Below are 20,195 nucleotides of genomic sequence, written 5' to 3' on the forward strand. Positions count from 1 at the left end.
GCGCCCCTGTGTCCCGGATAGGCGCGGCCATCTTCGTGGCGTTGTCGTTGGCCTACCCGCTTGTGGTGTACTGGGCGATGGGACGCTTCGAGCCGCGCTGGCTGGCGCTGCTGCTGTTCGCGCTGGGCCTGCTGCGTGCCGTCGCCACCCGCCAGCCGGTGTGGCTGGTCGCGGCCGCCGGTGCCGCGCTGCTGGCGCTGCTGGCCACCGTCTTCAACGAAGCGTTGCCGCTGAAGCTCTATCCGGCCCTGATCAACGCGGTGATGCTGGCGGTGTTCGCGACCAGCCTGGTGTTTCCGCCCTCGGCGATCGAACGCATCGCCCGGATCGCGGAGCCGGACCTGCCGCCGGCCGGCGTCGCCTACACGCGCCGGGTGACCCAGGTCTGGTGCGGGTTTTTCGTGTTCAACGGTGCGCTGGCGCTGGTCACGGCGCTGTGGATGTCGGACCGCGCCTGGGCGCTCTACAACGGCCTGATCGCCTATGGGCTGATTGGCCTGTTGTTCGGCGGCGAGTGGCTGGTGCGCCAGCACGTGAAGGCGGGGCACCGGCATGGCTGAGTGGCGCGCACTCGCTGACGTCGCGGTGCGCGCCGTGCCCGGTCGCGCGTTCGTGTCTGCGGGGGCGGCCACGGCGGACCATGCGGCGTTCCATCGCGACATGCTGCGCTGGCGGGCGGCGTTCCGTGCGCGTGCCGGCGAGGTCTGGGCGCTCCATTTCGACGACGCCGCGCGGTTCGCCGCGGCGCTGTACGGCGCATGGCACGCGGGCAAGACCGTGGTGCTGCCGGGCGATGCGCTGAGCGGCACACGGATGCGCCTGCGGACGCATGTGGATGGCTTCGCGGGCGACTGGGCCGAAAGCGATATGCCGTCGCCGGACGACGCGGCGGAAACCGCAGCCACCCTGGATCCGCTCGACCCGGATGCCACGCGGCTGATCGTCTTCACCTCGGGCAGCACGGGCGAGCCGGTGGCCATCGAGAAGCGGCTGCGCCAGCTGGATGCCGAAGTGCATGCGCTGGAAACCGCCCTGGGTGCTGGCCTCGATGGGGTGGCCGTGCACGGCACCGTCTCGCACCAGCACATCTACGGCCTGCTGTTCCGCGTGCTGTGGCCGCTGGCGGCCGGGCGCGCCATCGTGCCGCGCGCCTTCTTCCCGGAAGACCTGCTGGCCGCGATGGAGGGCCAGGATGCGGTGCTGGTCGCGAGTCCGGCCCACCTGAAGCGCTTGCCGGCGCAGTTGCCGTGGACATCGCTGCACGGGCGGTTGCGTGCCGTGTTCTCGTCCGGCGGTGCGCTGCCCGCGGACGCGGCGCACGACACCGCGCGCCTGCTTGGCGTTCCGCCCACCGAGATCCTTGGCAGCAGTGAAACCGGCGGTATCGCCTGGCGCCGCTGGGATGGCGAGCAGCCGGCATGGACCCCGTTGCCCGGCGTCGACTGGCGCGTGCACGACGGTGTGCTGGAAGTGCGTTCGCCGCACCTGGCCGATGCGGCGTGGTGGCGCGGCCAGGATCGCGCCGAGGCGGACGGCGATGGCGGGTTCCGGCTGCTCGGGCGTGCCGACCGCATCGTGAAAGTGGAAGAGCGTCGCGTCTCGCTGGACGCGCTCGAGCGCCGGCTCCAGTCGCATCCCGCGGTGAGGGAAGCCCGGGTTCTGTTGCTGGGCGGCGCGCGCAGTGCCCTGGCCGCCGTCGTCGCGATGGCGGACGGCGTGCCGGTCCCGGACGATGCCGCCGCGCGTCGTGCGTTGTCGCAGGCGCTGTCGCGGCATCTCGCCGACACCCAGGACGCCGTGACGCGGCCCCGTCGCTGGCGGTTCGTGGTGGCGCTGCCGTCGAATACGCAGGGCAAGGTGACCGAAACCGCGTTGACCGCGCTGTTCCGGCCGGAGCGTCCGGAGGCGAACTGGACGCTGCGCGAGGCCGCGCGGGCGCAGGCCGAGCTTCGGCTGGACCCCTCCCTGGCGGTGTTCGATGGCCACTTCACCCAGGCCGCCGTGCTGCCCGGCGTCGCACAGCTGGACTGGGCGGTGCACCTGGCGCGGGAGGTGTTCGCCATGCCGCCGCGCTTCCTGCGCATGGAGGCGCTGAAGTTCCAGCGCGTGGCGCGGCCGGGCGACGTGATTTGGCTGGAGATCGAATGGCTGGCCGACCGCAGCACCCTGGTGTTCCGCTACACCTCCGTGCACGGTCCGCATGCGAGCGGCCGGGTAATGTTTGCCGATGAGCAGTGAATCCGTGCCGTCGTCCGCCGCGTTCCATCCGCTGGTGGTGATCCCGGTGTTCGACCATGAGCACGCCATCGCCACGATGGTGGCCGGCGTGGTCGCCACCGGCATGCCGTGCCTGCTGGTGGACGACGGCTCGGGCGAGGCCTGTGCGCGCGAACTGGACCGGCTTGCGGCCCTGCACGCGCCGCAGGTGCGCCTGCTGCGGCTGCCGGTGAACCAGGGCAAGGGCGGGGCGGTGCTGGCCGGTTTCCGCGACGCCGCCGCGCACGGCCATACCCACGCGCTGCAGATCGACGCGGACGGACAGCACGATCCGGCCGACATCCCGCGTTTCCTTGCCGAAGCCCGTGCGCATCCGGACGACGTGATCTGCGGCGTGCCGCTGTACGACGACAGTGTGCCGAAGGGGCGGCTGTACGGTCGCTACCTGACCCACGTGTGGGTGTGGATCAACACGCTGTCGTTCGCCATCCGCGATTCGATGTGCGGCTTTCGCGTGTATCCGCTGCCGCCGGTGCTGCGCCTGATGGATGAGGAGACCCTCGGGCGGCGCATGGATTTCGATTCCGAGGTGCTGGTCAGGTTGTTCTGGCGCGGCCTGGCGGTGCGCAACCTGCCCACGCGCGTGACCTATCCGCTCGACGGCGTGTCGCACTTCGACCTGTGGCGCGACAACGTGCGGATCACCCGCATGCACACGCGCCTGTTCTTCGGCATGCTGCGGCGGCTGCCGCGCCTGCTCGCGCGTCGACCGGTGGCGTCGGCATGAGCGCCCGCAGCCAGCACTGGGCCGACCTCGGCGAGTCCACCTCGGTGCGCGGCATCCTGCTGCTGTGCGCGGTGCATCGCTGGCTGGGGCGTTGGCCGTTCCGCGCCTGCGTGTATCCGGTGGTGCTGGCGCACTGGCTGCTCAACGGCACTGCGCGGCGCGCATCGCTGCAGTACCTGCGTCGCGCGCACGCTCATCTGGGCGTGCCGGCGCGGCGTCCCGGCATGGGGCAGAGCCTGCACCATTTCGCGATGTTCGCCGAAACGATGCTCGACAAGATCCTCGCCCTGGGCCAGCGCTATCCGGTCGACAAGGTCCGGATGGAACGCAACGGCGTGCTGGCGCGGGTACGCTCGGGGCAGGGCGGATTGATCGTGACCGGCCACCTGGGCTGCCTTGAGCTGTGCCAGGTGATGGCCGAGCAGGTGCCGGGCATGCGCCTGACCGCACTGGTGCATACGGCGCACGCCGAGCGCTTCAACCGGATGATGCGCCAGCTGGACGAGACCACGCGGGTCGAACTGCTGCAGGTCACCGACCTGGGGCCGGCCGACGCGGTGAAGCTCGCCGAGCGCGTGGCGCGCGGGGAGTTCGTCGCCATCGCCGGCGACCGCGTCCCGCTGCGCGGTGGCCGCAGCGTCAGCGCCCCCTTTCTCGGTCATGAGGCGCGCTTCCCGATCGGGGCCTACGTGCTGGGCGCGGCACTGCGCTGTCCGGTGTTCGTCATGGCCTGCCTGCACGAGGGCGACGGCTATGCCGTGCAGTTCGACACCTTCGCCGAGCGCATCGAACTGCCGCGCGGCTCGCGCGATGCGGCCCTGGCCGGCTACGCTGCGCAGTTCTCGGCATGGATGGAACAGCAGGTCCGCCGCTCCCCGTACGACTGGTTCAACTTCTACCCTTTCTGGGATCAGGTAACGCATGACGCCCGCAATGAATGACCCCGCGGCGCCCGTCTTCGGCGATGCACCGCTAAGCATCGAGGACGTGGTGGCGCTGGCGCGACGGCAGGTACCCGCGGTGCTGTCGACGCACCCGGCGTTCCGCGCGCGGATCGCCAAGGGTGCGGATTTCCTCAGCCGGTTGCTGGAAGAGGAGGGCGTGATCTACGGCGTCACCACCGGCTATGGCGACTCCTGCACGGTCAACATTCCGCCCGCGCTGGTCGCGGAACTGCCGCACCACCTGTACACCTACCACGGCTGCGGACTGGGCCGCTTCCTGGACCCGGCCGAAACGCGTGCCGTGCTCGCCGCGCGGCTGGCCTCGCTGGTACGCGGCATGTCGGGCGTCAGTCTGCCATTGCTGGAAGGACTGGCCACGCTGCTGCGGCACGACGTGCTGCCCCTGATTCCCGCCGAAGGCTCCGTCGGCGCGAGCGGCGACCTGACGCCGTTGTCCTACGTGGCGGCGGTGCTGTGCGGCGAACGCGAAGTGCTGCACGAGGGCCGCCAGCGGCCCGCACGCGAAGTGCTGGCCGAGATAGGCATGACGCCACTGACGCTGCGTCCGAAGGAAGGGCTGGCGATCATGAACGGGACCGCCGTCATGACCGCGCTGGCGTGCCTGGCCTTCCACCGTGCGGCGTACCTGTCGCGGCTGGCCACCCGGCTGACCGCGTTCAACGTGCTGGCCAGCGACGGCAACGCGCACCACTTCGATGCGGTGCTGTTCGCCGCCAAGCCGCATCCCGGACAGTCGCGGGTGGCGCAGCGGCTGCGCGAGGACCTGCACAGCGACCGTCCGCCGCGCAACGAGCAGCGCCTGCAGGACCGCTACTCGCTGCGCTGCGCGCCGCACGTGATCGGCGTGCTGGAAGACGCGCTGCCGTTCCTGCGCCAGCTGATCGAGACCGAACTCAACAGCGCCAACGACAATCCGCTGATCGATCCGGAACGCGAGCAGATCCTGCACGGCGGCCATTTCTACGGGGGCCACATCGCGTTCGCGATGGATTCGCTGAAGAACACCGTCGCCAATGTCGCCGACCTGCTGGACCGCCAGCTCGCCCTGATCGTGGACGCGCGCTACAACCATGGCCTGCCGGCCAACCTGTCGGGCGCCACCGGCCCGCGTGCGGCGATCAATCACGGCTTGAAGGCACTGCAGATCAGCGTGTCGGCGTGGACCGCCGAAGCCTTGAAGCTGACGATGCCGGCGTCGGTGTTCTCGCGGTCCACCGAATGCCACAACCAGGACAAGGTCAGCATGGGCACGATTGCCGCACGCGACTGCCTGCGCGTGATCGAACTGACCGAACAGGTCGTGGCCGGCATGCTGATCGCCGCGCGCCAGGCGCTGGCGCTGCGCGAGCGTGTCGGCCTGCAGTCCACCCTCGGTGAGGGGCCGGCGACGATGTACGCCGACCTGCAGGCGCGCATCGCGCTGGTGGAGGAGGACCGTGCGCTGGACGGCGAGCTGCGGCAGCTGCTGGTCGACATCCGCGACGAACGCTGGGATGTCTATGCCGACTGACCTGCGCGACGACCTGGCGATCGAGATCCGGCTCAGTCCGGCGTTCCACGATTGCGATGCCATGCAGGTGGTGTGGCACGGGCACTACTTCAAGTACCTGGAGATCGCCCGTTGCGCGTTGCTGCAGCGCTTCGACTACGACTATCCGCAGATGCAGGCCTCCGGTTATCTGTGGCCGGTCGTCGATGCCCGGGTGAAGTACATCCGGCCGCTGCGGTACGCGCAGCCGCTGGTGGTGGCCGCCCGCATCAGCGAGTGGGAGAACCGGCTGAAACTGGACTACCGGATCCGCGACGCCGCCAGCGACGAGGTGCTGACGCGTGCGCACACGATCCAGGTGGCGGTCGACGCCGCTTCAGGCGAGATGCGCTATCAGTGCCCGCCTGTGCTGTGGGAACGGCTGGGAGTCCAGGCGCCATGAAGAGGGCCCGTGCAGGTCTGTTCGCGTTCGTGCTGGTCTTGGTGGCGGCTGGCGCCGTGCCGATGGCCATCGCGGCCGATCCGCTGCTGCAGGTGCGCGACCAGGTGGCGCAGGTGCCGGTGTTGCGCGGCGACTTTGCCCAGGAAAAGCAGGTCGCCGGCTTCAGGAATCCGCTGCGCTCGAGTGGCCGTTTCCTGCTCGCGCGCGACAAGGGCGTGGTCTGGACCACGACCGCACCGTTTCCGTCCGAACTCGTCATCACGCGCGACCGCATCCTCAGCCGCCAGCGCGACGGCAGCCGTCGCGTGGAAGTGGACGGCAAACAGCAGCCCGGACTGCGCAGCGTCAACGCGATGATGTTCGCCCTGATGAGCGGCGACATGAAGGCATTGACCTCGGCGTTCGACGTGAAAAGCGAGCCGGCGACGACCGGCTGGGCGATGACGCTGGTGCCGCGCTCGCGCCAGCTGGCGCAGGCGTTCACGTCGGTGCGCCTGTCGGGTGACCGTTACGTGCGCGAGGTCGAGCTGCGGGAGGCCAACGGCGATCTCACCCGACTGCGTTTCAGCGGCATGAGCGAGGCGCCGGCCACGCTGTCGCGTGACGAGGCGGCCCGGCTTGAGTGAGTCCGCGCTCCCCGCCGCACCCGGCCGGCCACTGCGTGGCTGGCGTTGGCTCGCGCTGGCGTGGCTGCTGGTGCTGTCCGCCGTGGTGTGGCACCACGTGCGGTTCTGGCAGGCGCCGCGCATCGACACCGATGTGCTGGCCTTGCTGCCGGAAGAAGCGGGCGATCCCGCGGTCGCCGATGCGACCCGGCGCATCGCCGGGAACAGTGCGCGCGATATCGTGGTCCTGCTCGGCGCAGAGGATGCCCAAGCCACGCTGAAGGCGCGCGAAGCCTTCGAGGCCGCGCTCTCCGGTCCCGCCGCGCAGGCCATGCTGGCGACGGCCGGATCGCCGGAGGACTGGTTCGTCCAGGCGCGCGACACGCTGGCGCCGTATCGCGACCGCCTGCTGACGCCGGCGCAGCGCGACATGCTCCTGCGCACACCGGCCGATGCGCTGGCCGAGTCGGCCCTGGCCGCGCTGTATGGCCCGATGGGCGCACCCCGGCTCACCGACTGGCGCAGCGATCCGCTCGGACTGTGGCCGCAATGGTGGCAGGCGCAGGCCGTGGTGTCCGGCGTGGCGCTGGATGGCGACGGCCTGCTGCAGGCAGAAGGCCGCCACTGGGCCGTGCTCCAGTACACGTTGCGGACCTCGGCGTTTCGTCTGGATGGCGAGCGCCATCTGCGGGACGCACTGGATGCGGCGACCGCCGCAGCCGGCGCGGTGACGCCGGATCTGCGCGTACTGAAGGCCGGCGTGCCGCTGCATGCGGAATCGGCCGCCGTACAGGCCAGCCGCGAGGTCAACACGATCGGCTGGGGCTCGCTGGCGGCGGTGCTGCTGCTGGTCTGGCTGGCGTTCCGTTCGCTGCGTCCGCTGTTGCTGGTGGCGCTGTCGCTGCTGGTCGGCTGCGCGGTGGCGCTGAGCGTGACGGTGCTGGTGTTCGGCAAGATCCACCTGCTGACGTTGATCTTCGGCGCCAGCCTGGTGGGCGTGGCGGAGGACTACGGTATCCATTGGTTCGCATCACGGCAGGGCGTGGCCAGCGAACGGCGATGGTCGCTGTTGCGCCATCTGCTGCCGGGCCTGTGGCTGGCGCTGCTGACCAGCGCGCTTGCCTACCTGGCGCTGGGACTGGCGCCGTTCCCCGGCCTGCGGCAGATGGCGCTGTTTTCCGTCGTCGGCCTGGCCTCGGCGTTCCTGACGGTGATCTTCCTGTTCCCGTGGCTGGATGGCGGGCAGGTGCGCGCGACCCGCTTCTCGCGCTGGCTGGGCGGCACGCTGGCGCGCTGGCCGCGCGTGTCGCGCCGTCGCGGCGCGCTGGTGGCTGCCGTCGTGGTGCTAGTCGTGGCTGTTCCGGGCTTGCTGCGCGTGCAGGGCAACGACGACCTGCGCGGCCTGCAGTCTTCGCCGCCGGAACTGATCGAACAGCAGCGCGAGGCCGGCCGTCTGCTCGGACTGCCCAGTCCGGCGCAGTTCTTCCTGGTGCAGGGCCGCGATGCGGAACAGGTGCTGCAGCGCGAGGAACAACTGGTCGCACGACTGCGCCAGGCCGAGGCCGGCGGTGCCGTCGGCGGGCACCGGGCGCTGAGCGACTGGCTGCCATCGCAGCGCAGGCAGGACGAGGACGCGGCACTGACGTCGCGCGTCGAACGGGAGGTGCTGGCGCGGCTGTCGGCGGTGACGGGCGAGAGCCTCGAGCGCGGCGATCTGGCTACCGACGCCCTCGGTATCGAAACCTTCCTGGCGTCGCCGGCCTCGTTGCCCGTGCGTCATCTGTGGCTGGGCGAGGTGGGGCAGGGCGTGGCCTCGGTGGTGCTGGTCAACGACCGCTCGCAGCCGGAGGCGCTGGCCACGTTCGCCAGGCAGGCCGACGGGCTGGACGGCGTGCGCTGGGTCGATCGCACCGCCGACATGTCACGCCTGCTCGGGCACTACCGGCACATGATGTCGTGGCTGCTGCTGGCGGGCGTGGTGGTGGTGTTCGTGGTGCTGGCTCTGCGTTATCGCGGTCAGGCGTGGCGGGTGATCGCGCCGACCCTCCTGGCCGGTGTGCTGACGGTGGCGTTGCTGGGCTGGCTGGGCCAGCCGCTGCAGTTGTTCAACGTGCTGGCGCTCATGCTGCTGCTGGGCATGGGCATCGACTACGGCATCTTCCTGGTCGAGCATCGCGGCGATCCCAGCGCGTGGCTGGCGGTCTGCGTCGGCGCCGCCAGCACCTGGCTCTCGTTCGGCCTGCTGGGCCTGTCGGCGACCCCGGCGCTGCGTGCGTTCGGCCTGACCCTTCTGTTCGGCATCGGCCTGGTCTGGCTGCTGTCGCCCCTGTTCCGGCCCGGTCCGGACGAACTCCCCTCGGATGGACACTCTCCCGCATGAAGACGGAACGCACCGACATCCTGATCATCGGCGCAGGCCCGGCCGGTTCGGTCGCGGCGGCGATGCTGCGCCAGCAGGGCCGCAAGGTGCTGGTGGTCGAGCGCGAGCAGTTCCCGCGCTTCTCCATCGGCGAAAGCCTGCTGCCGCAGAGCATGGAATACATCCAGGCGGCCGGCCTGCTGCAGGACGTGGTGGAAGCCGGCTTCCAGTACAAGAACGGCGCCGCGTTCGTGCGCGGCGAGCGCACCACCGAATTCGATTTCCGCGACAAGTTCTCCGAGGGGTGGGGCACGACCTACCAGGTGCAACGCGCCGACTTCGACCATGTATTGGCGAAGGGCGCCGAACGGATGGGCGCCGAGGTCCGTTACCGGCACGAGGTGCTGTCCGCCGAACCGGGCGAGACGCCGCGCGTGACGGTACGTTCGCCGGAAGGCGAGGAGTACGTCATCGAAGCGGATTTCATGCTCGATGCCAGCGGTTTCGGTCGCCTGCTGCCGCGCCTGCTGAAGCTGGAGTCGCCGTCGAACTTCCCGGTGCGTGGCGCCATCTTCACCCACGTGCGCGACCACATTCCGCACGACGCCGGCTTCGACCGCAACAAGATCCTGATCACCACGCATCCCGAGCACGTGGATGTCTGGTACTGGACCATTCCGTTCTCCAATGGCTGCTGCTCGCTGGGCGTGGTGGCGGAGCAGGCCTTCCTCGACCGCTACAGCGGCACCGAACTGGAACGCCTGCAGGCCATCGTCGGCGAGGACCCCAACCTCACGCGCCTGCTGAAAAACGCGGAGTGGGCCGTGCTGCCGGTGCGCCAGATCACCGGCTACTCGGCCAACGTGTCGTCGCTGTGGGGTCCGGGCTATGCGCTGCTGGGCAATGCGGGCGAATTCCTCGATCCGGTGTTCTCCTCCGGCGTCACCATCGCGTTCAAGTCCGCGCAGCTGGCCAGCGAGTGCCTGCGTCGCCGGTACGCAGGCGAGACGGTGGACTGGGAAGCCGACTTCGCCGTGCCGTTGCGTGGCGGCGTGCAGACCTTCCGGCGGTTCGTCGAATCGTGGTACGCCGGCGGCTTCCAGAAGATCATCTTCCATCCCGATCCGCCGCCGAACATCCGCCGCATGATCTGCGCCATCCTTGCCGGCTACGCGTGGGACAGCACGAATCCGTACGTCGCCGACACGCAGCGCCGCCTGCAGGTGCTGGAGCAACTGTGCACCGGTTGATCGTGCTGCTGATGACCTGCCTGCTGCTGTCCGCGTGCGCCACGCGGTCCACAGGCCCCACCGTGGCCCTGCCGTCGCTGCGACTGGCGCCGGCAGCGCTGGGACACACCCTGTCTGCGCAGCAGCGTCTGGTATTCCATTTCGGCACGCAGGTGCGTGAGCTGGACGCGCTGCTCGAGATCGACGCCACCGAGGTGCGGCTGGCGGTACAGGCGATGGGCCGCACCGGCGTTCGCCTGCAGTGGGACGGAACGGACCTGGTCGAAGCGCGCGCCGCGTGGCTGCCTGCCGCCGTGCGCGGCGAGCGCGTGCTCGACGACCTGCAGTTCAGCCTGTGGCCCGCCGATGCGATCAGGCCGGTCCTGCCCGCCGGGTGGGAGCTGACCGAGCGTGGCACGCTGCGCGAGTTGCGCCACAACGGCCGGGTCTGGTTGCAGCGCGAACAGGTGGATGCCGGCACGCTGCGCATCCGCAATGACGCCGACGGCTATGAACTGACGATCGAATCGGTCGCGGGCGGAGCGCAGCAGCCATGAGCGGCGATGCCATCTTCCTCAACCGGCTCGGCATCGTCTGCGCGCTCGGCGACGGCGTCGACGAGGTGCGCGCGGCGATGTTCCGCGCCGATGCGCCGCAGGGCGTGGCGCCCAACGACCGCCTGTTGCCCGGACAGACGCTGGCACTGGGTGCGGTCGCCGGTCCGCTGCCGTCGCTCGACCATCATCCCGTCCGACTGCATGGCCGCAACAACGCGCTGCTGCGTGCGGCGTATCTGCAGATCCACGAGCAGGTGCAGCAGGCGATCGAGCGCCATGGGCCGTCGCGTGTCGCCGTGGTGGTGGGCACCAGCACGTCCGGCATCGGCGAGGCCGAGCAGGCGATGACGCACTGGCATCGTCATGGGCAGTGGCCGGACGGGTTCCATTACGTCCAGCAGGAAATCGGCTCGCCGTCGCGATTCCTAGCGGCCGAATCCGGCGCCCGTGGCCCGGCGTGGACGATTTCCACGGCCTGTTCCTCCAGCGCGAAGGCGATGGCCTCCGCCGCCCGCCTGCTGCGAAGCGGACTGGTCGATGCCGTCATCACCGGTGGCGCGGACTCGCTGTGCGCCTTCACCGTGCGTGGCTTCATGGCGCTGGAATCGGTGTCCGTCGAGCGCTGCAATCCGTTCTCCGCGCACCGGCACGGCATCAACATCGGCGAGGGCGCGGCGCTGTTCCTGATGACGCGCGCGCCGGGGCCGGTGCGCCTGCTCGGCTGGGGCGAGACCGCCGACGCCCACCACATCTCCGCACCCGAACCGCAGGGCATCGGCGCCATCGACGCCATCGGCCAGGCGCTGGCGCGGGCGAAGCTGGCGCCGTCGCAGATCGACTACATCAACCTGCATGGCACGGCCACGCCGCAGAACGATGCGATGGAAAGCCGCGCGGTGTCTGCGGCGCTCGGCAGCGAGGTGCCGGCAAGCGCCACCAAGCCGTTGACCGGGCACACCCTGGGCGCGGCGGGTGCGATCGAAGCGGGCTTGTGCTGGCTGGCGATGACCGACAATCCCACCCACCTGCTGCCGCCGCACTGGTGGGATGGCGCGGTGGATCCGGACCTGCCGCCGCTGGCGTTCGTCGCGCCCGGCGCTACCGCGCACCGCCCACTGCGCCACGTGCTGAGCCAGTCGTTCGCCTTCGGTGGCAGCAACGCCGTGCTGGTGTTCGGAGGAGCCTGATGCGCGAGCTGTACGACATCGAACGCGTGGTACCGCATCGCGGCACGATGCTTCTGGTCGACCGGCTGCTCGCCTGGGACGAGGACAGCGTGGCCGTCGAGCTGCGGGTGCCCGACGAAGGACCTTTCTGCCATGCCGACGGCGTGCCGGCCTGGGTCGGCGTGGAATACATGGCACAGAGCATCGCCGCCTGGTCGGGGTGCCGTGCACGGGCGGCCGGACGCGCGCCGTCGGTCGGGTTCCTGCTCGGTACGCGCCGCTACGACAGCCGCGTGTCGTGGTTCCGTGCCGGCAGCGTGCTGCGCGTGGAGGCGATCCGCGAGTTGATGGGCGACAATGGCCTGGGCATGTTCCGCTGCCGCATCCTGGGGGAGGGCGAGGAACTGGCGACCGCCAACGTGTCGGTGTACGAGCCCGCCGATGCGATGGCCTATCTGGAGAGTACGCAGGAATGAGTGAAGAACAGACGGTCCTGGTCACCGGGGGGAGCCGGGGGATAGGGCGGGCCATCGCGCTGCGGCTGGCGCAGGACGGCTTCGACGTGGTCGTGCATTGCCGCAGCCGCCTCGACGAGGCGGAAGGCGTCGCCGCGCAGATCCGCGAGTCGGGCCGGCAGGCGCGCGTGCTGGCGTTCGACGTGGCCGATCGTGCCGCCGCCGCGCAGGCGCTGGAGGCCGACATCGGCGAACACGGCACCTACCACGGCATCGTCTGCAACGCCGGCATCGCGCGCGACACCGCCTTCCCGGCGATGAGCGGCGAGGACTGGGACGACGTGCTGCGCACCAACCTCGACGGCTTCTACAACATCCTCCATCCGCTGGTCATGCCGATGGTGCGGCGGCGCAAGCCGGGGCGCATCGTCACGCTGTCGTCGGTGTCCGGTCTGGTCGGCAATCGCGGGCAGGTGAACTACAGCGCGGCCAAGGCCGGCATCATCGGCGCGACCAAGGCGCTGGCGCTGGAACTGGCCAGCCGCGACATCACCGTCAACTGCGTGGCGCCGGGCCTGATCGATACCGAGATGGTCAGTGGCGAGGTCGTCGATGAAGCGCTGAAGATGATCCCGATGAAACGCGTCGGCCGGCCCGAGGAAGTCGCCGCCGTGGTGGCCTTCCTGATGTCGCCGCAGGCGTCGTACGTCACCCGCCAGGTGATCTCGGTCAACGGAGGCCTGGTCGGATGAGTCGCAACGATCGACGCGTGGTGGTCACCGGCGCCGGCACCATCAGCCCCCTCGGCCACGACTGGCCCAGCGTGCACCTGCGCCTGCGCGAGTGCCGCAACGCGGTGCGCCACATGGACGACTGGGCCAAGTACGAGGGCCTGAATACCCGGCTGGCCGCGCCGGCCGAGGCGTTCGAGCTGCCGGCGCACTACAACCGCAAGACCACGCGCAGCATGGGGCGCGTGGCGCTTATGTCCGTGCGCGCCACCGAGCTGGCGCTGGAGCAGGCGGGACTGCTGGGCGATCCGCTGCTGAAGAGCGGCCGGGTGGGCGTGTCCTACGGCTCCTCCGCCGGCAGCCATGAAGCGGTCGGCGACTTCGGCCGCATGCTCAACGAGCACACGACCGAGGGCATCAACGCCACCACCTACCTGAAGATGATGAGCCACACCGCGCCGGTGAACATCGGCGTCTTCTTCGGCCTGACCGGGCGTGTGTACACCACCTCCAGCGCCTGCACCTCGGGTAGCCAGGGCGTCGGTTGCGCGTACGAAGCCGTGCGCAGCGGCAAGCAGGTGGCGATGATTGCCGGTGGCGCCGAACAGCTGGACGCCACCGCCGCGGCGGTGTTCGACACTTTGTTCGCCACCAGCGTGCGCAACCACCAGCCCGAGCTGACGCCGCGTCCGTTCGATGCCAACCGCGACGGCCTGGTGCTGGGCGAGGGCGCCTGTACGCTGGTGCTGGAAGACCTGGAACACGCACAGGCGCGCGGCGCCACCATCCTGGCCGAGATCGTCGGCTACGGCACCAACAGCGACGGCCAGCACGTCACCCAGCCCAGCGCCGGCACGATGGCGCAGGCCATGCGGCTGGCGCTGGAAGATGCAGGCCTGTCGCCGGACGCGATCGGCTACGTCAACGCGCACGGCACCGCCACCGACCATGGCGACATCGCCGAGACGGCGGCGACCGCGGCGGTGTTCGGCAACCGCATGCCGATCAGTTCGCTGAAGAGCTATGTCGGCCACACGCTGGGCGCCTGCGGTGCGTACGAATCGTGGATCGCGCTGCAGATGATGCGCGAGGGCTGGTTCGCGCCCACGCTGAACCTGGAAGAACGCGACCCGCGCTGCGCCGACCTCGACTACATCACCGGCGAGGGCCGCGAGCTGCAGACCGATTACGTGATGAACAACAACTTCGCCTTCGGCGGCATCAACACGTCGCTGATCTTCAGGCGCTGGTGAGCGTCACTGCCGGGCAGGGCGCGATGCCTGTCCCGTCGTGTCGAGAGATTCGCGCGACCGGCAACCGGTCGGGTCGGGCGCGCGACGGGCATCCTCCGCCATCGCGATGCGACGCATCAGTTTCCTTCCGACCTCGTCGTTCCAATTGAAGCTGTTCTGCAACACCACCACGGCGATCCCGCGGCAGACGTCGATGCCCACGAACGCGCTGTGCCCGGAATTGACGCCGAACTGATAGAAGACGCCCGGCTCCTTCAACGGATCGGCGTGCCAGGCGACGCTGGGTCCGGCCGGGTCGAGCGTCGCCGAGAGATCCAACTCAGTACCGGACAGCGGCAGGTGTGCGGCGGCATAGCGGAGCAGGTCTTCGGTGGTGGAGTAGCCACCGCCCACGCCCTGCATGAACGGGTTCATGGTCCAGTCCGCCACCTCCTTGCCGCGCCTGATGAACTTCGGCTGGTCGCCGGCATGTCCGCTCATCCGAGTCCCTTCGTCGACGCTGGTCGCGCCGAACGAGGTGTTGCTCATGCCCAGCGGTGCGAGCAACCGGTCCTGGAGCAGGGCGTCGATGGTCTGCCCGGTCCTGAGCTCCAGCACATGGCAGAGCAGGCCGTAGCCGAGATTCGAGTAGCGCGATCCATCCTGGTCCGCCTTGGGCTTTTCCCACTCCTCCAGGTAGTCGAGCGCACGTCCGGCATCCAGCCGGCGATAGAAATCCTCGCCGGTGAAGAGATAGCCGGTGAACAGGCGCAGGGTCTCGAGCGTGGCGGGTTGCCTCGGCAGTCCGGACGTATGCGTGGCCAACTGCCTGAGCGTGATCGAAGCCGCGTCGTCGCTGAGAACAGTCTGCGGCGGCAGCATCTCGCGCAGCGTGCTGTTCCAGTCCAGCTCACCGTTCTCCACCATCAGTTCGACGAGGGCGCCTACCCAGCCCTTGGTGATCGACCCGACGGCGGCGACGGTATCGGGCTGTGGCGCCGCCGGGGTGCTCCGGGACATCACCCCGTCGCTGAAATAACGCCGGCGGCCGTCGGCGGTGTGGATGCCCACGATCACCCCGGGCGTGCGCCCCCGTTCCACCAGCGGCTGCGCCAGCCTCCGTGCATCCGCCAGCGGGTCGTAAGGCCGCGAGACATCGAAGTCGGACGGTGGGCCGTCCTCCGTTGCGATCCCCGAAAGATTCGCGCACCCGCCGGCCGCGAGGGAAAGGGCGAGCAGCAGGACGATCGGGCGACGCGGCATCCTTTCCTCCTTGATCCCGTTCGCATGCTACCCGAGGGCATGCATGCGCCGGAACCGGCCCTGGTCCAGTCAATCCTCCTCGCCATCGCCCTGCGGGCTCCCGGCGCATCACGCCTCCCTCAGAACCAGAGCCTGACGCCCGCCACCACACGGGTATCGCGCACCGACTCGCCCTCCAGGCGACGCAGATCGGCGGTGTCGCCGAGCGCGCGCTCGTGCACCACCCCGACATACGGGGCGAAGCGGCGGCTGATCTCGTACCGCAGGCGCAGGCCGGCCTCGATGCCCGTCACGCCGCGCCCGATGCCGTAGTCCGGATCGTCGTCGGCCGCGATGTCCACTTCCACCAGCGGCTGCAGGATCAGGCGGTTGGTGATGCGCAGCGTGTACTCGGCTTCGACGTTGGCGGCGACCTGGCCATCATCGCTGACATACGCGGTCGCCGACACCTCGAACCGGTACGGTGCCATGCCCTGCACGCCGAACGCGGCCCACGTGCGCGCGTTGCCGGGCTTGAAGTCATGCCGGATGCCCGCCATCACCTCCCACCACGGCGACACGCTGCGGCCATACAGCACCTCCAGGTCGGCGCTTTCGGTATGCCCGCCCATGCGTTCGCCCTCGCTGCGCAGCCACAGGCGGTCGGTATCGGTGCCGAACCACGCACTGCCTTCCCAGGCCTGGCCGGTGCCTTCATCGGCGTCCCAGGCTTCCAGCCGATTGAAAGTCACCTTGTGGTTGAACGCCGGCGCATGCTGCATGGCGTGGTGGTCGATGTCGGGAAACGCGGCCGCCAGATCCTCGGGCGTGATGGCCGGAATCGGCTCGCGCGGTGCCGTGGATGCAGTCGCCGGTTCTGCCTGCGACATCGCGGCGTGGTCGTGATGCGCGTGCGCGTCCTGCGTCGGCGCATCGGTCGTGGCGCGATGATGCGCATGGTCGTGATGCTGTGCCGAGGCGGGCACGGCGAAACCCAGTGTCAATGCGATCGCGGCGACCAGACCGAGCGGGGCAGGGGAGTGGGTCTTCATGCCTCGATCCTCACTTCCCGCATCATCCCGGCTTCCATGTGGTACAGCAGGTGGCAATGGAATGCCCATCGCCCCAGCGCATCGGCGCGTACGCGGTAGCTGCGTCGCGTGCCCGGTGGCATGTCGATGGTGTGCTTGCGCAGGTGGAAGCCGCCGTCGGCGTCCTCTAGGTCGCTCCATACGCCGTGCAGGTGGATCGGGTGCTGCATCATCGTGTCGTTGACCAGCACCATGCGCATGCGCTCGCCGTACTTCAGTCTCAACGGCTCGGCGCTGGCGAACGGAATGCCGTCGAACGACCAGGCGAACTTCTCCATGTGCCCGGTCAGGTGCAGTTCGACGGTGCGGCCCGGTTCGCGACCGTCGGGATCCTCGAACAGGCTGTGCATGGCGCCATACGTCAGCACCTGGCGCCCGTTGTCGCGCAGGCCGATGCCGGGATCGTCGAGTTTCGGTTCGCTGGCGGAGGACTGCATGTCGACCAGCGGATTGCCGGCTTCGCTGGCGGGATGGTTCGGTGCGTTCGATGTCGCGCCGTGCGCACCGTGGTCCATGGCGCCCATGTTCGCGCCGCAGCCGCCTTCGCCCATCATCGCGCCGCAGCCCCCTTCCATGCCCTTGTGCGCGCCATGGCCGCCCATATCGTGGGCCATGTCGGCCATCGTCAGCAGCGGACGCGGGTCGCGCGACGGGATCGGCGCTGCCAGTCCATCGCGGACGGCCAGCGTGCCGCGCGCATAGCCGGTGCGGCCCATGTCCTGCGCGAAGATCGTGAAAGCGTCCTGGCCCATCGGTTCGACGAGCACATCGAAGGTCTCCGCCACCGCGATGCGGAACTCGTCCACGCTGACCGGATGGATGTACTGGCCATCGGCGGCCACCACGGTCATCTTCAGGCCGGGGATGCGCACGTCGAAATAGCTCATCGCGCTGCCGTTGATGAAGCGCAGCAGCACCTTTTCGCCCGGCTTGAACAGGCCGGTCCAGTTGCCCGCCGGCGCGGCGCCGTTCACCAGGTAGGTGTAGGTGTGCGCGTTGATGTCGGAGATGTCGGTGGGCGTCATCCGCATGCGGCCCCACATGCCGCGGTCGGCGATCGTCTCCGCCAGCCCGTCGCGGCGCGCGTCGCGCACGAAGTCCACCAGCGTGCGCTGGTAGTAGTTGTCGTGCTCCGGCATCTTCTTCGTGCGCCGGTACAGGGCGGCCGGATCCAGGTCGGTCCAGTCGGACAGCAGCACGACGTGCTCGCGATCGTAGTGGTACGGGGCCGGCTCGCGCGGATCGACGATCAGCGCGCCGTACAGCCCGGCCTGTTCCTGGAACAGCGAGTGGCTGTGGTACCAGTAGGTGCCGGACTGCTTCAGTTGGAACCGATACTGGAACGTTTCGCCCGGCGCGATCCCGTTGAAGCTCAGCCCCGGCACGCCGTCCATGTTCGACGGCAGCAGGATGCCGTGCCAGTGGATCGAGGTCATGTCGCGCAGCCGGTTGCGGACGCGGACGGTGACCGTGTCGCCTTCGCGCCAGCGCAGCGTCGGCGCGGGCAGGCTGTCGTTGACGGTGATCGCCGGTCGCGTGCGGCCGGTGATGTCGACCGGCATCGCGCCGATATCCAGCGCGAACTCGGTGCCGGTCACCAGGGCCGCGCCGCCGCGTCGGGCCGGCGTACCGGCGGAGGCCGGCGCGCGCGCCAGGCCCAACCCCAGGGCGGCGCCACCGGTAGCGAGACCGGTGACGAACTGGCGACGCGTGGGCCGGAACGCACCCAGGCGTCCGGGTGTGGAGTCGTCGTATTTCATTCACATCATCCTGTGCATCGTCGGCACGGCCAGCCGCTGTCGCGGTGGCGTCCGTCGTGGTCGTGGCACCCGTGCGCGATGTTCGGCACCGGGCTGGCGGAGGGCCGCAGAAGCGGCTTCAGGCGGCCAGGATGGGAGGTCGCAAACGGTGGGGCAGGCGCACGGAGGCGTGCGCGTCGGCGTGGTAGGTCGGGGCGTCCGCCGCGGGATAGCGCGATGGGTCCAATGGCGCCAGCCAGGTCACCGCCGGTGCATGCTGGGCACAGAAACCGTCGCAGTTGCCGGCCTTGCAGCACTCGGGCAGACCGGCATCGTCGTCGTGGTGGGCGGACGGGGATGCGTCTTCGACATCCACCGTCATGTCCATCTGCACGCCTTCATGGCAGGGCGGAACGCCGTCGTCGGCCTGGGCCGTTGCCGCCATGTCGCCCATCGCCATGCGCGTGGCGGCATGCGCGTACGCCGTGCCATTGAGCAGCAGTGCAAGGCAGAGCAGGGCACGGAGCAGGGTGGCGAAGCGGGGCATGCGCGCATGATACGCCAGCGGGAGCGCCTACCGTGGCGGAGGGGTTCAGCAAGCGTGAGCTGGCGGCGCACGCTGCCCAGGCCCACCGGGACACGATATCCTTGCCGGGCTTCAGAGGACTTCGGACAACGCGGCAATGGCATGGCGGGCACGGTAATGACGAGCAACAGGCCCGCGGGCGTTTCCACCGATCCCTCCCGGCAGTCTCCGATCCCTCACCGCATCATCGTCGCCGACGTGGGCGGTACCTATGCGCGGCTGGGCTGGATCGACGCCGGCGGCAGCAACGAGATCCACGATTACCGCCGCTACGCCTGCGCCGAGCATCCCGACCTCGCCTCGATCCTCCGCGACTACGCCGCCGGCACGCCGTCCCATGGCGCGGTCGTGGCCATCGCGGGCGTGCTGGAGGGCGACCGGCTGATCAATTCCAACCTGCCATGGGCGGTGTCGGTGGAACAGACGCGCGCCGGTGCGGGTCTGGCCTGGGTGCAGCTGATCAACGATTTCGAGGCCGTCGCCAATGCCGTGCCCACGCTGGCGCCGGACACCTTGTCGCCGCTGACGCCGTCGACCGTCTCGGGTGCGTCGTCACCGGCGCTGGTGATCGGCCCGGGCACCGGGCTGGGCGCGGCGGTCTGGATCGAGGGCCAGCCGCCACGCGTGCTGCCGACGGAAGTCGGCCAGGCATCGCTGGCCGCCGGCAATGCGCTGGAACTGGACATCGTGCGGCGCCTGCTGAAAGACCGTCCGTATCTGCACAACGAGCACGTGCTGTCCGGCCCGGGCCTGATGAATCTCTACCGGTGCCTATGCGAGCTGCGCGATGCGACGCCGGTGCACGCGGACGCGGGCGCGCTGGTGGCCGCGGCCGCGTTGGATCCGCTGGCACGCGAGACGCTGGAGACGTTCTGCGGCTGGCTGGGCAGTGTCGTCGGTGATCTGGCCATCATCTTCGGTGCGCGGGTCGTGTACCTGGCCGGCGGCGTGACGGCGCATATTCCGGAGTTCCTGCACGACGGCCGGTTCCTGCAGCGCTACCTCAACAAGGGCGTGATGACCGAGCAACTGGAACGGGTGCCGGTGTGGCGGGTGGAACATGGGCAGTTGGGACTGCTGGGGGCGGTTGTTCATCGCAGAGAAACTGGTAGCCGCTAAGTAACTGTTTCTTGGTACGCCTCGGCGCACCAGAGCGACTGGGCTTGCAATGACCATTGCAAGCAATGTGGGACTTCTCGGGACCAATGTAGACATTCTTACCGCTTTGGTGCCCATCGCAGAGATTTTTCGGGCTGTAGAGTGTCTGCCTTTCTAACCAGTAGGCTGGTCTCCAAACCAGAGG

19 protein-coding genes are annotated in these 20,195 nt (G+C 69.4%); 15 read left to right on the forward strand and 4 right to left on the reverse strand.

The window, feature by feature from the left end:
* The first annotated feature begins 47 nt into the window (after positions 1 to 47).
* From VGN58_RS07805 to VGN58_RS07870, 14 genes are read left to right on the forward strand one after another with little or no spacing between them, the layout of a single operon-like run.
* On the forward strand, positions 48 to 560 hold the full coding sequence (locus VGN58_RS07805) for a hypothetical protein (protein ID WP_327482727.1): 513 nt from the start codon (positions 48 to 50) through the stop codon (positions 558 to 560).
* Positions 553 to 2,238 (forward strand): AMP-binding protein, encoded by a 1,686-nt coding sequence (locus tag VGN58_RS07810; RefSeq protein WP_327482728.1) that lies wholly within the window; start codon positions 553 to 555, stop codon positions 2,236 to 2,238. Before VGN58_RS07805 ends, VGN58_RS07810 begins: the two co-directional genes overlap by 8 nt.
* The gene (locus tag VGN58_RS07815) at positions 2,228 to 3,004 is read left to right on the forward strand and encodes a glycosyltransferase family 2 protein (protein WP_327482729.1); all 777 of its coding nucleotides are present in this window, start codon (positions 2,228 to 2,230) and stop codon (positions 3,002 to 3,004) included. Before VGN58_RS07810 ends, VGN58_RS07815 begins: the two co-directional genes overlap by 11 nt.
* The gene (locus tag VGN58_RS07820; RefSeq protein ID WP_327482730.1) at positions 3,001 to 3,945 is read left to right on the forward strand and encodes an acyltransferase; all 945 of its coding nucleotides are present in this window, start codon (positions 3,001 to 3,003) and stop codon (positions 3,943 to 3,945) included. Before VGN58_RS07815 ends, VGN58_RS07820 begins: the two co-directional genes overlap by 4 nt.
* Positions 3,938 to 5,479 carry an aromatic amino acid ammonia-lyase gene (locus VGN58_RS07825; RefSeq protein WP_327482731.1) on the forward strand — a complete coding sequence of 514 codons (1,542 nt, stop codon included), beginning with the start codon at positions 3,938 to 3,940 and terminating at the stop codon, positions 5,477 to 5,479. Before VGN58_RS07820 ends, VGN58_RS07825 begins: the two co-directional genes overlap by 8 nt.
* The gene (locus VGN58_RS07830; RefSeq protein ID WP_327484603.1) at positions 5,469 to 5,900 is read left to right on the forward strand and encodes a thioesterase family protein; all 432 of its coding nucleotides are present in this window, start codon (positions 5,469 to 5,471) and stop codon (positions 5,898 to 5,900) included. The genes VGN58_RS07825 and VGN58_RS07830 overlap by 11 nt, the downstream gene beginning before the upstream one ends.
* On the forward strand, positions 5,897 to 6,526 hold the full coding sequence (locus VGN58_RS07835) for an outer membrane lipoprotein carrier protein LolA (RefSeq protein ID WP_327482732.1): 630 nt from the start codon (positions 5,897 to 5,899) through the stop codon (positions 6,524 to 6,526). Before VGN58_RS07830 ends, VGN58_RS07835 begins: the two co-directional genes overlap by 4 nt.
* Positions 6,519 to 8,885 (forward strand): hypothetical protein, encoded by a 2,367-nt coding sequence (locus VGN58_RS07840; RefSeq protein ID WP_327482733.1) that lies wholly within the window; start codon positions 6,519 to 6,521, stop codon positions 8,883 to 8,885. Before VGN58_RS07835 ends, VGN58_RS07840 begins: the two co-directional genes overlap by 8 nt.
* Positions 8,882 to 10,114, forward strand: coding sequence for an NAD(P)/FAD-dependent oxidoreductase (locus VGN58_RS07845; RefSeq protein ID WP_327482734.1), 1,233 nt, complete (start codon positions 8,882 to 8,884; stop codon positions 10,112 to 10,114). Before VGN58_RS07840 ends, VGN58_RS07845 begins: the two co-directional genes overlap by 4 nt.
* Complete coding sequence (locus VGN58_RS07850) at positions 10,102 to 10,650, forward strand: DUF3261 domain-containing protein (protein WP_327482735.1); 549 nt, start codon at positions 10,102 to 10,104, stop codon at positions 10,648 to 10,650. The genes VGN58_RS07845 and VGN58_RS07850 overlap by 13 nt, the downstream gene beginning before the upstream one ends.
* On the forward strand, positions 10,647 to 11,837 hold the full coding sequence (locus VGN58_RS07855) for a beta-ketoacyl-ACP synthase (RefSeq protein ID WP_327482736.1): 1,191 nt from the start codon (positions 10,647 to 10,649) through the stop codon (positions 11,835 to 11,837). Before VGN58_RS07850 ends, VGN58_RS07855 begins: the two co-directional genes overlap by 4 nt.
* Positions 11,837 to 12,292, forward strand: coding sequence for a hotdog family protein (locus VGN58_RS07860; protein ID WP_327482737.1), 456 nt, complete (start codon positions 11,837 to 11,839; stop codon positions 12,290 to 12,292). Before VGN58_RS07855 ends, VGN58_RS07860 begins: the two co-directional genes overlap by 1 nt.
* Entirely contained in the window at positions 12,289 to 13,023 is a 735-nt protein-coding gene (gene fabG, locus VGN58_RS07865; RefSeq protein ID WP_327482738.1) for a 3-oxoacyl-ACP reductase FabG, read from the forward strand. The genes VGN58_RS07860 and fabG overlap by 4 nt, the downstream gene beginning before the upstream one ends.
* Complete coding sequence (locus tag VGN58_RS07870) at positions 13,020 to 14,255, forward strand: beta-ketoacyl-ACP synthase (protein WP_327482739.1); 1,236 nt, start codon at positions 13,020 to 13,022, stop codon at positions 14,253 to 14,255. Before fabG ends, VGN58_RS07870 begins: the two co-directional genes overlap by 4 nt.
* A 3-nt stretch (positions 14,256 to 14,258) precedes the next feature.
* Here the strand turns inward: VGN58_RS07870 and VGN58_RS07875 are convergent, their stop codons facing one another.
* The 4 genes from VGN58_RS07875 to VGN58_RS07890 all read right to left on the reverse strand — a co-directional run bounded on the left by VGN58_RS07875 (position 14,259) and on the right by VGN58_RS07890 (position 18,853).
* Complete coding sequence (locus VGN58_RS07875) at positions 14,259 to 15,497, reverse strand: serine hydrolase domain-containing protein (protein WP_327482740.1); 1,239 nt, start codon at positions 15,495 to 15,497, stop codon at positions 14,259 to 14,261.
* A 119-nt stretch (positions 15,498 to 15,616) separates the two neighbouring features.
* Positions 15,617 to 16,528 (reverse strand): copper resistance protein B, encoded by a 912-nt coding sequence (locus VGN58_RS07880; protein WP_327482741.1) that lies wholly within the window; start codon positions 16,526 to 16,528, stop codon positions 15,617 to 15,619.
* Positions 16,525 to 18,327 carry a copper resistance system multicopper oxidase gene (locus VGN58_RS07885; RefSeq protein ID WP_327482742.1) on the reverse strand — a complete coding sequence of 601 codons (1,803 nt, stop codon included), beginning with the start codon at positions 18,325 to 18,327 and terminating at the stop codon, positions 16,525 to 16,527. Before VGN58_RS07885 ends, VGN58_RS07880 begins: the two co-directional genes overlap by 4 nt.
* A 118-nt stretch (positions 18,328 to 18,445) precedes the next feature.
* Entirely contained in the window at positions 18,446 to 18,853 is a 408-nt protein-coding gene (locus VGN58_RS07890; protein ID WP_327482743.1) for a CopL family metal-binding regulatory protein, read from the reverse strand.
* Between the two features lie 156 nt (positions 18,854 to 19,009).
* Here VGN58_RS07890 and VGN58_RS07895 point away from each other — a divergent pair, with 156 nt between their 5' ends.
* Positions 19,010 to 20,011 (forward strand): glucokinase, encoded by a 1,002-nt coding sequence (locus tag VGN58_RS07895; protein WP_327482744.1) that lies wholly within the window; start codon positions 19,010 to 19,012, stop codon positions 20,009 to 20,011.
* The last annotated feature ends 184 nt before the right edge of the window (positions 20,012 to 20,195 follow it).

The sequence above is a fragment of the Pseudoxanthomonas sp. genome (assembly GCF_035999195.1).
GTDB lineage: Bacteria > Pseudomonadota > Gammaproteobacteria > Xanthomonadales > Xanthomonadaceae > Pseudoxanthomonas_A.

Bases quoted from the DNA above. Each gene is read 5' to 3' on its own strand.
- VGN58_RS07810 (WP_327482728.1), top strand. From the start codon at position 553: ATGGCTGAGTGGCGCGCACTCGCTGACGTCGCGGTGCGCGCCGTGCCC.
- VGN58_RS07815 (WP_327482729.1), top strand. From the start codon at position 2,228: ATGAGCAGTGAATCCGTGCCGTCGTCCGCCGCGTTCCATCCGCTGGTG.
- VGN58_RS07820 (WP_327482730.1), top strand. From the start codon at position 3,001: ATGAGCGCCCGCAGCCAGCACTGGGCCGACCTCGGCGAGTCCACCTCG.
- VGN58_RS07825 (WP_327482731.1), top strand. From the start codon at position 3,938: ATGAATGACCCCGCGGCGCCCGTCTTCGGCGATGCACCGCTAAGCATC.
- VGN58_RS07830 (WP_327484603.1), top strand. From the start codon at position 5,469: ATGCCGACTGACCTGCGCGACGACCTGGCGATCGAGATCCGGCTCAGT.
- VGN58_RS07835 (WP_327482732.1), top strand. From the start codon at position 5,897: ATGAAGAGGGCCCGTGCAGGTCTGTTCGCGTTCGTGCTGGTCTTGGTG.
- VGN58_RS07845 (WP_327482734.1), top strand. From the start codon at position 8,882: ATGAAGACGGAACGCACCGACATCCTGATCATCGGCGCAGGCCCGGCC.
- VGN58_RS07855 (WP_327482736.1), top strand. From the start codon at position 10,647: ATGAGCGGCGATGCCATCTTCCTCAACCGGCTCGGCATCGTCTGCGCG.
- VGN58_RS07860 (WP_327482737.1), top strand. From the start codon at position 11,837: ATGCGCGAGCTGTACGACATCGAACGCGTGGTACCGCATCGCGGCACG.
- fabG (WP_327482738.1), top strand. From the start codon at position 12,289: ATGAGTGAAGAACAGACGGTCCTGGTCACCGGGGGGAGCCGGGGGATA.
- VGN58_RS07870 (WP_327482739.1), top strand. From the start codon at position 13,020: ATGAGTCGCAACGATCGACGCGTGGTGGTCACCGGCGCCGGCACCATC.
- VGN58_RS07875 (WP_327482740.1), bottom strand. From the start codon at position 15,497: ATGCCGCGTCGCCCGATCGTCCTGCTGCTCGCCCTTTCCCTCGCGGCC.
- VGN58_RS07880 (WP_327482741.1), bottom strand. From the start codon at position 16,528: ATGAAGACCCACTCCCCTGCCCCGCTCGGTCTGGTCGCCGCGATCGCA.
- VGN58_RS07885 (WP_327482742.1), bottom strand. From the start codon at position 18,327: ATGAAATACGACGACTCCACACCCGGACGCCTGGGTGCGTTCCGGCCC.
- VGN58_RS07890 (WP_327482743.1), bottom strand. From the start codon at position 18,853: ATGCCCCGCTTCGCCACCCTGCTCCGTGCCCTGCTCTGCCTTGCACTG.
- VGN58_RS07895 (WP_327482744.1), top strand. From the start codon at position 19,010: ATGACGAGCAACAGGCCCGCGGGCGTTTCCACCGATCCCTCCCGGCAG.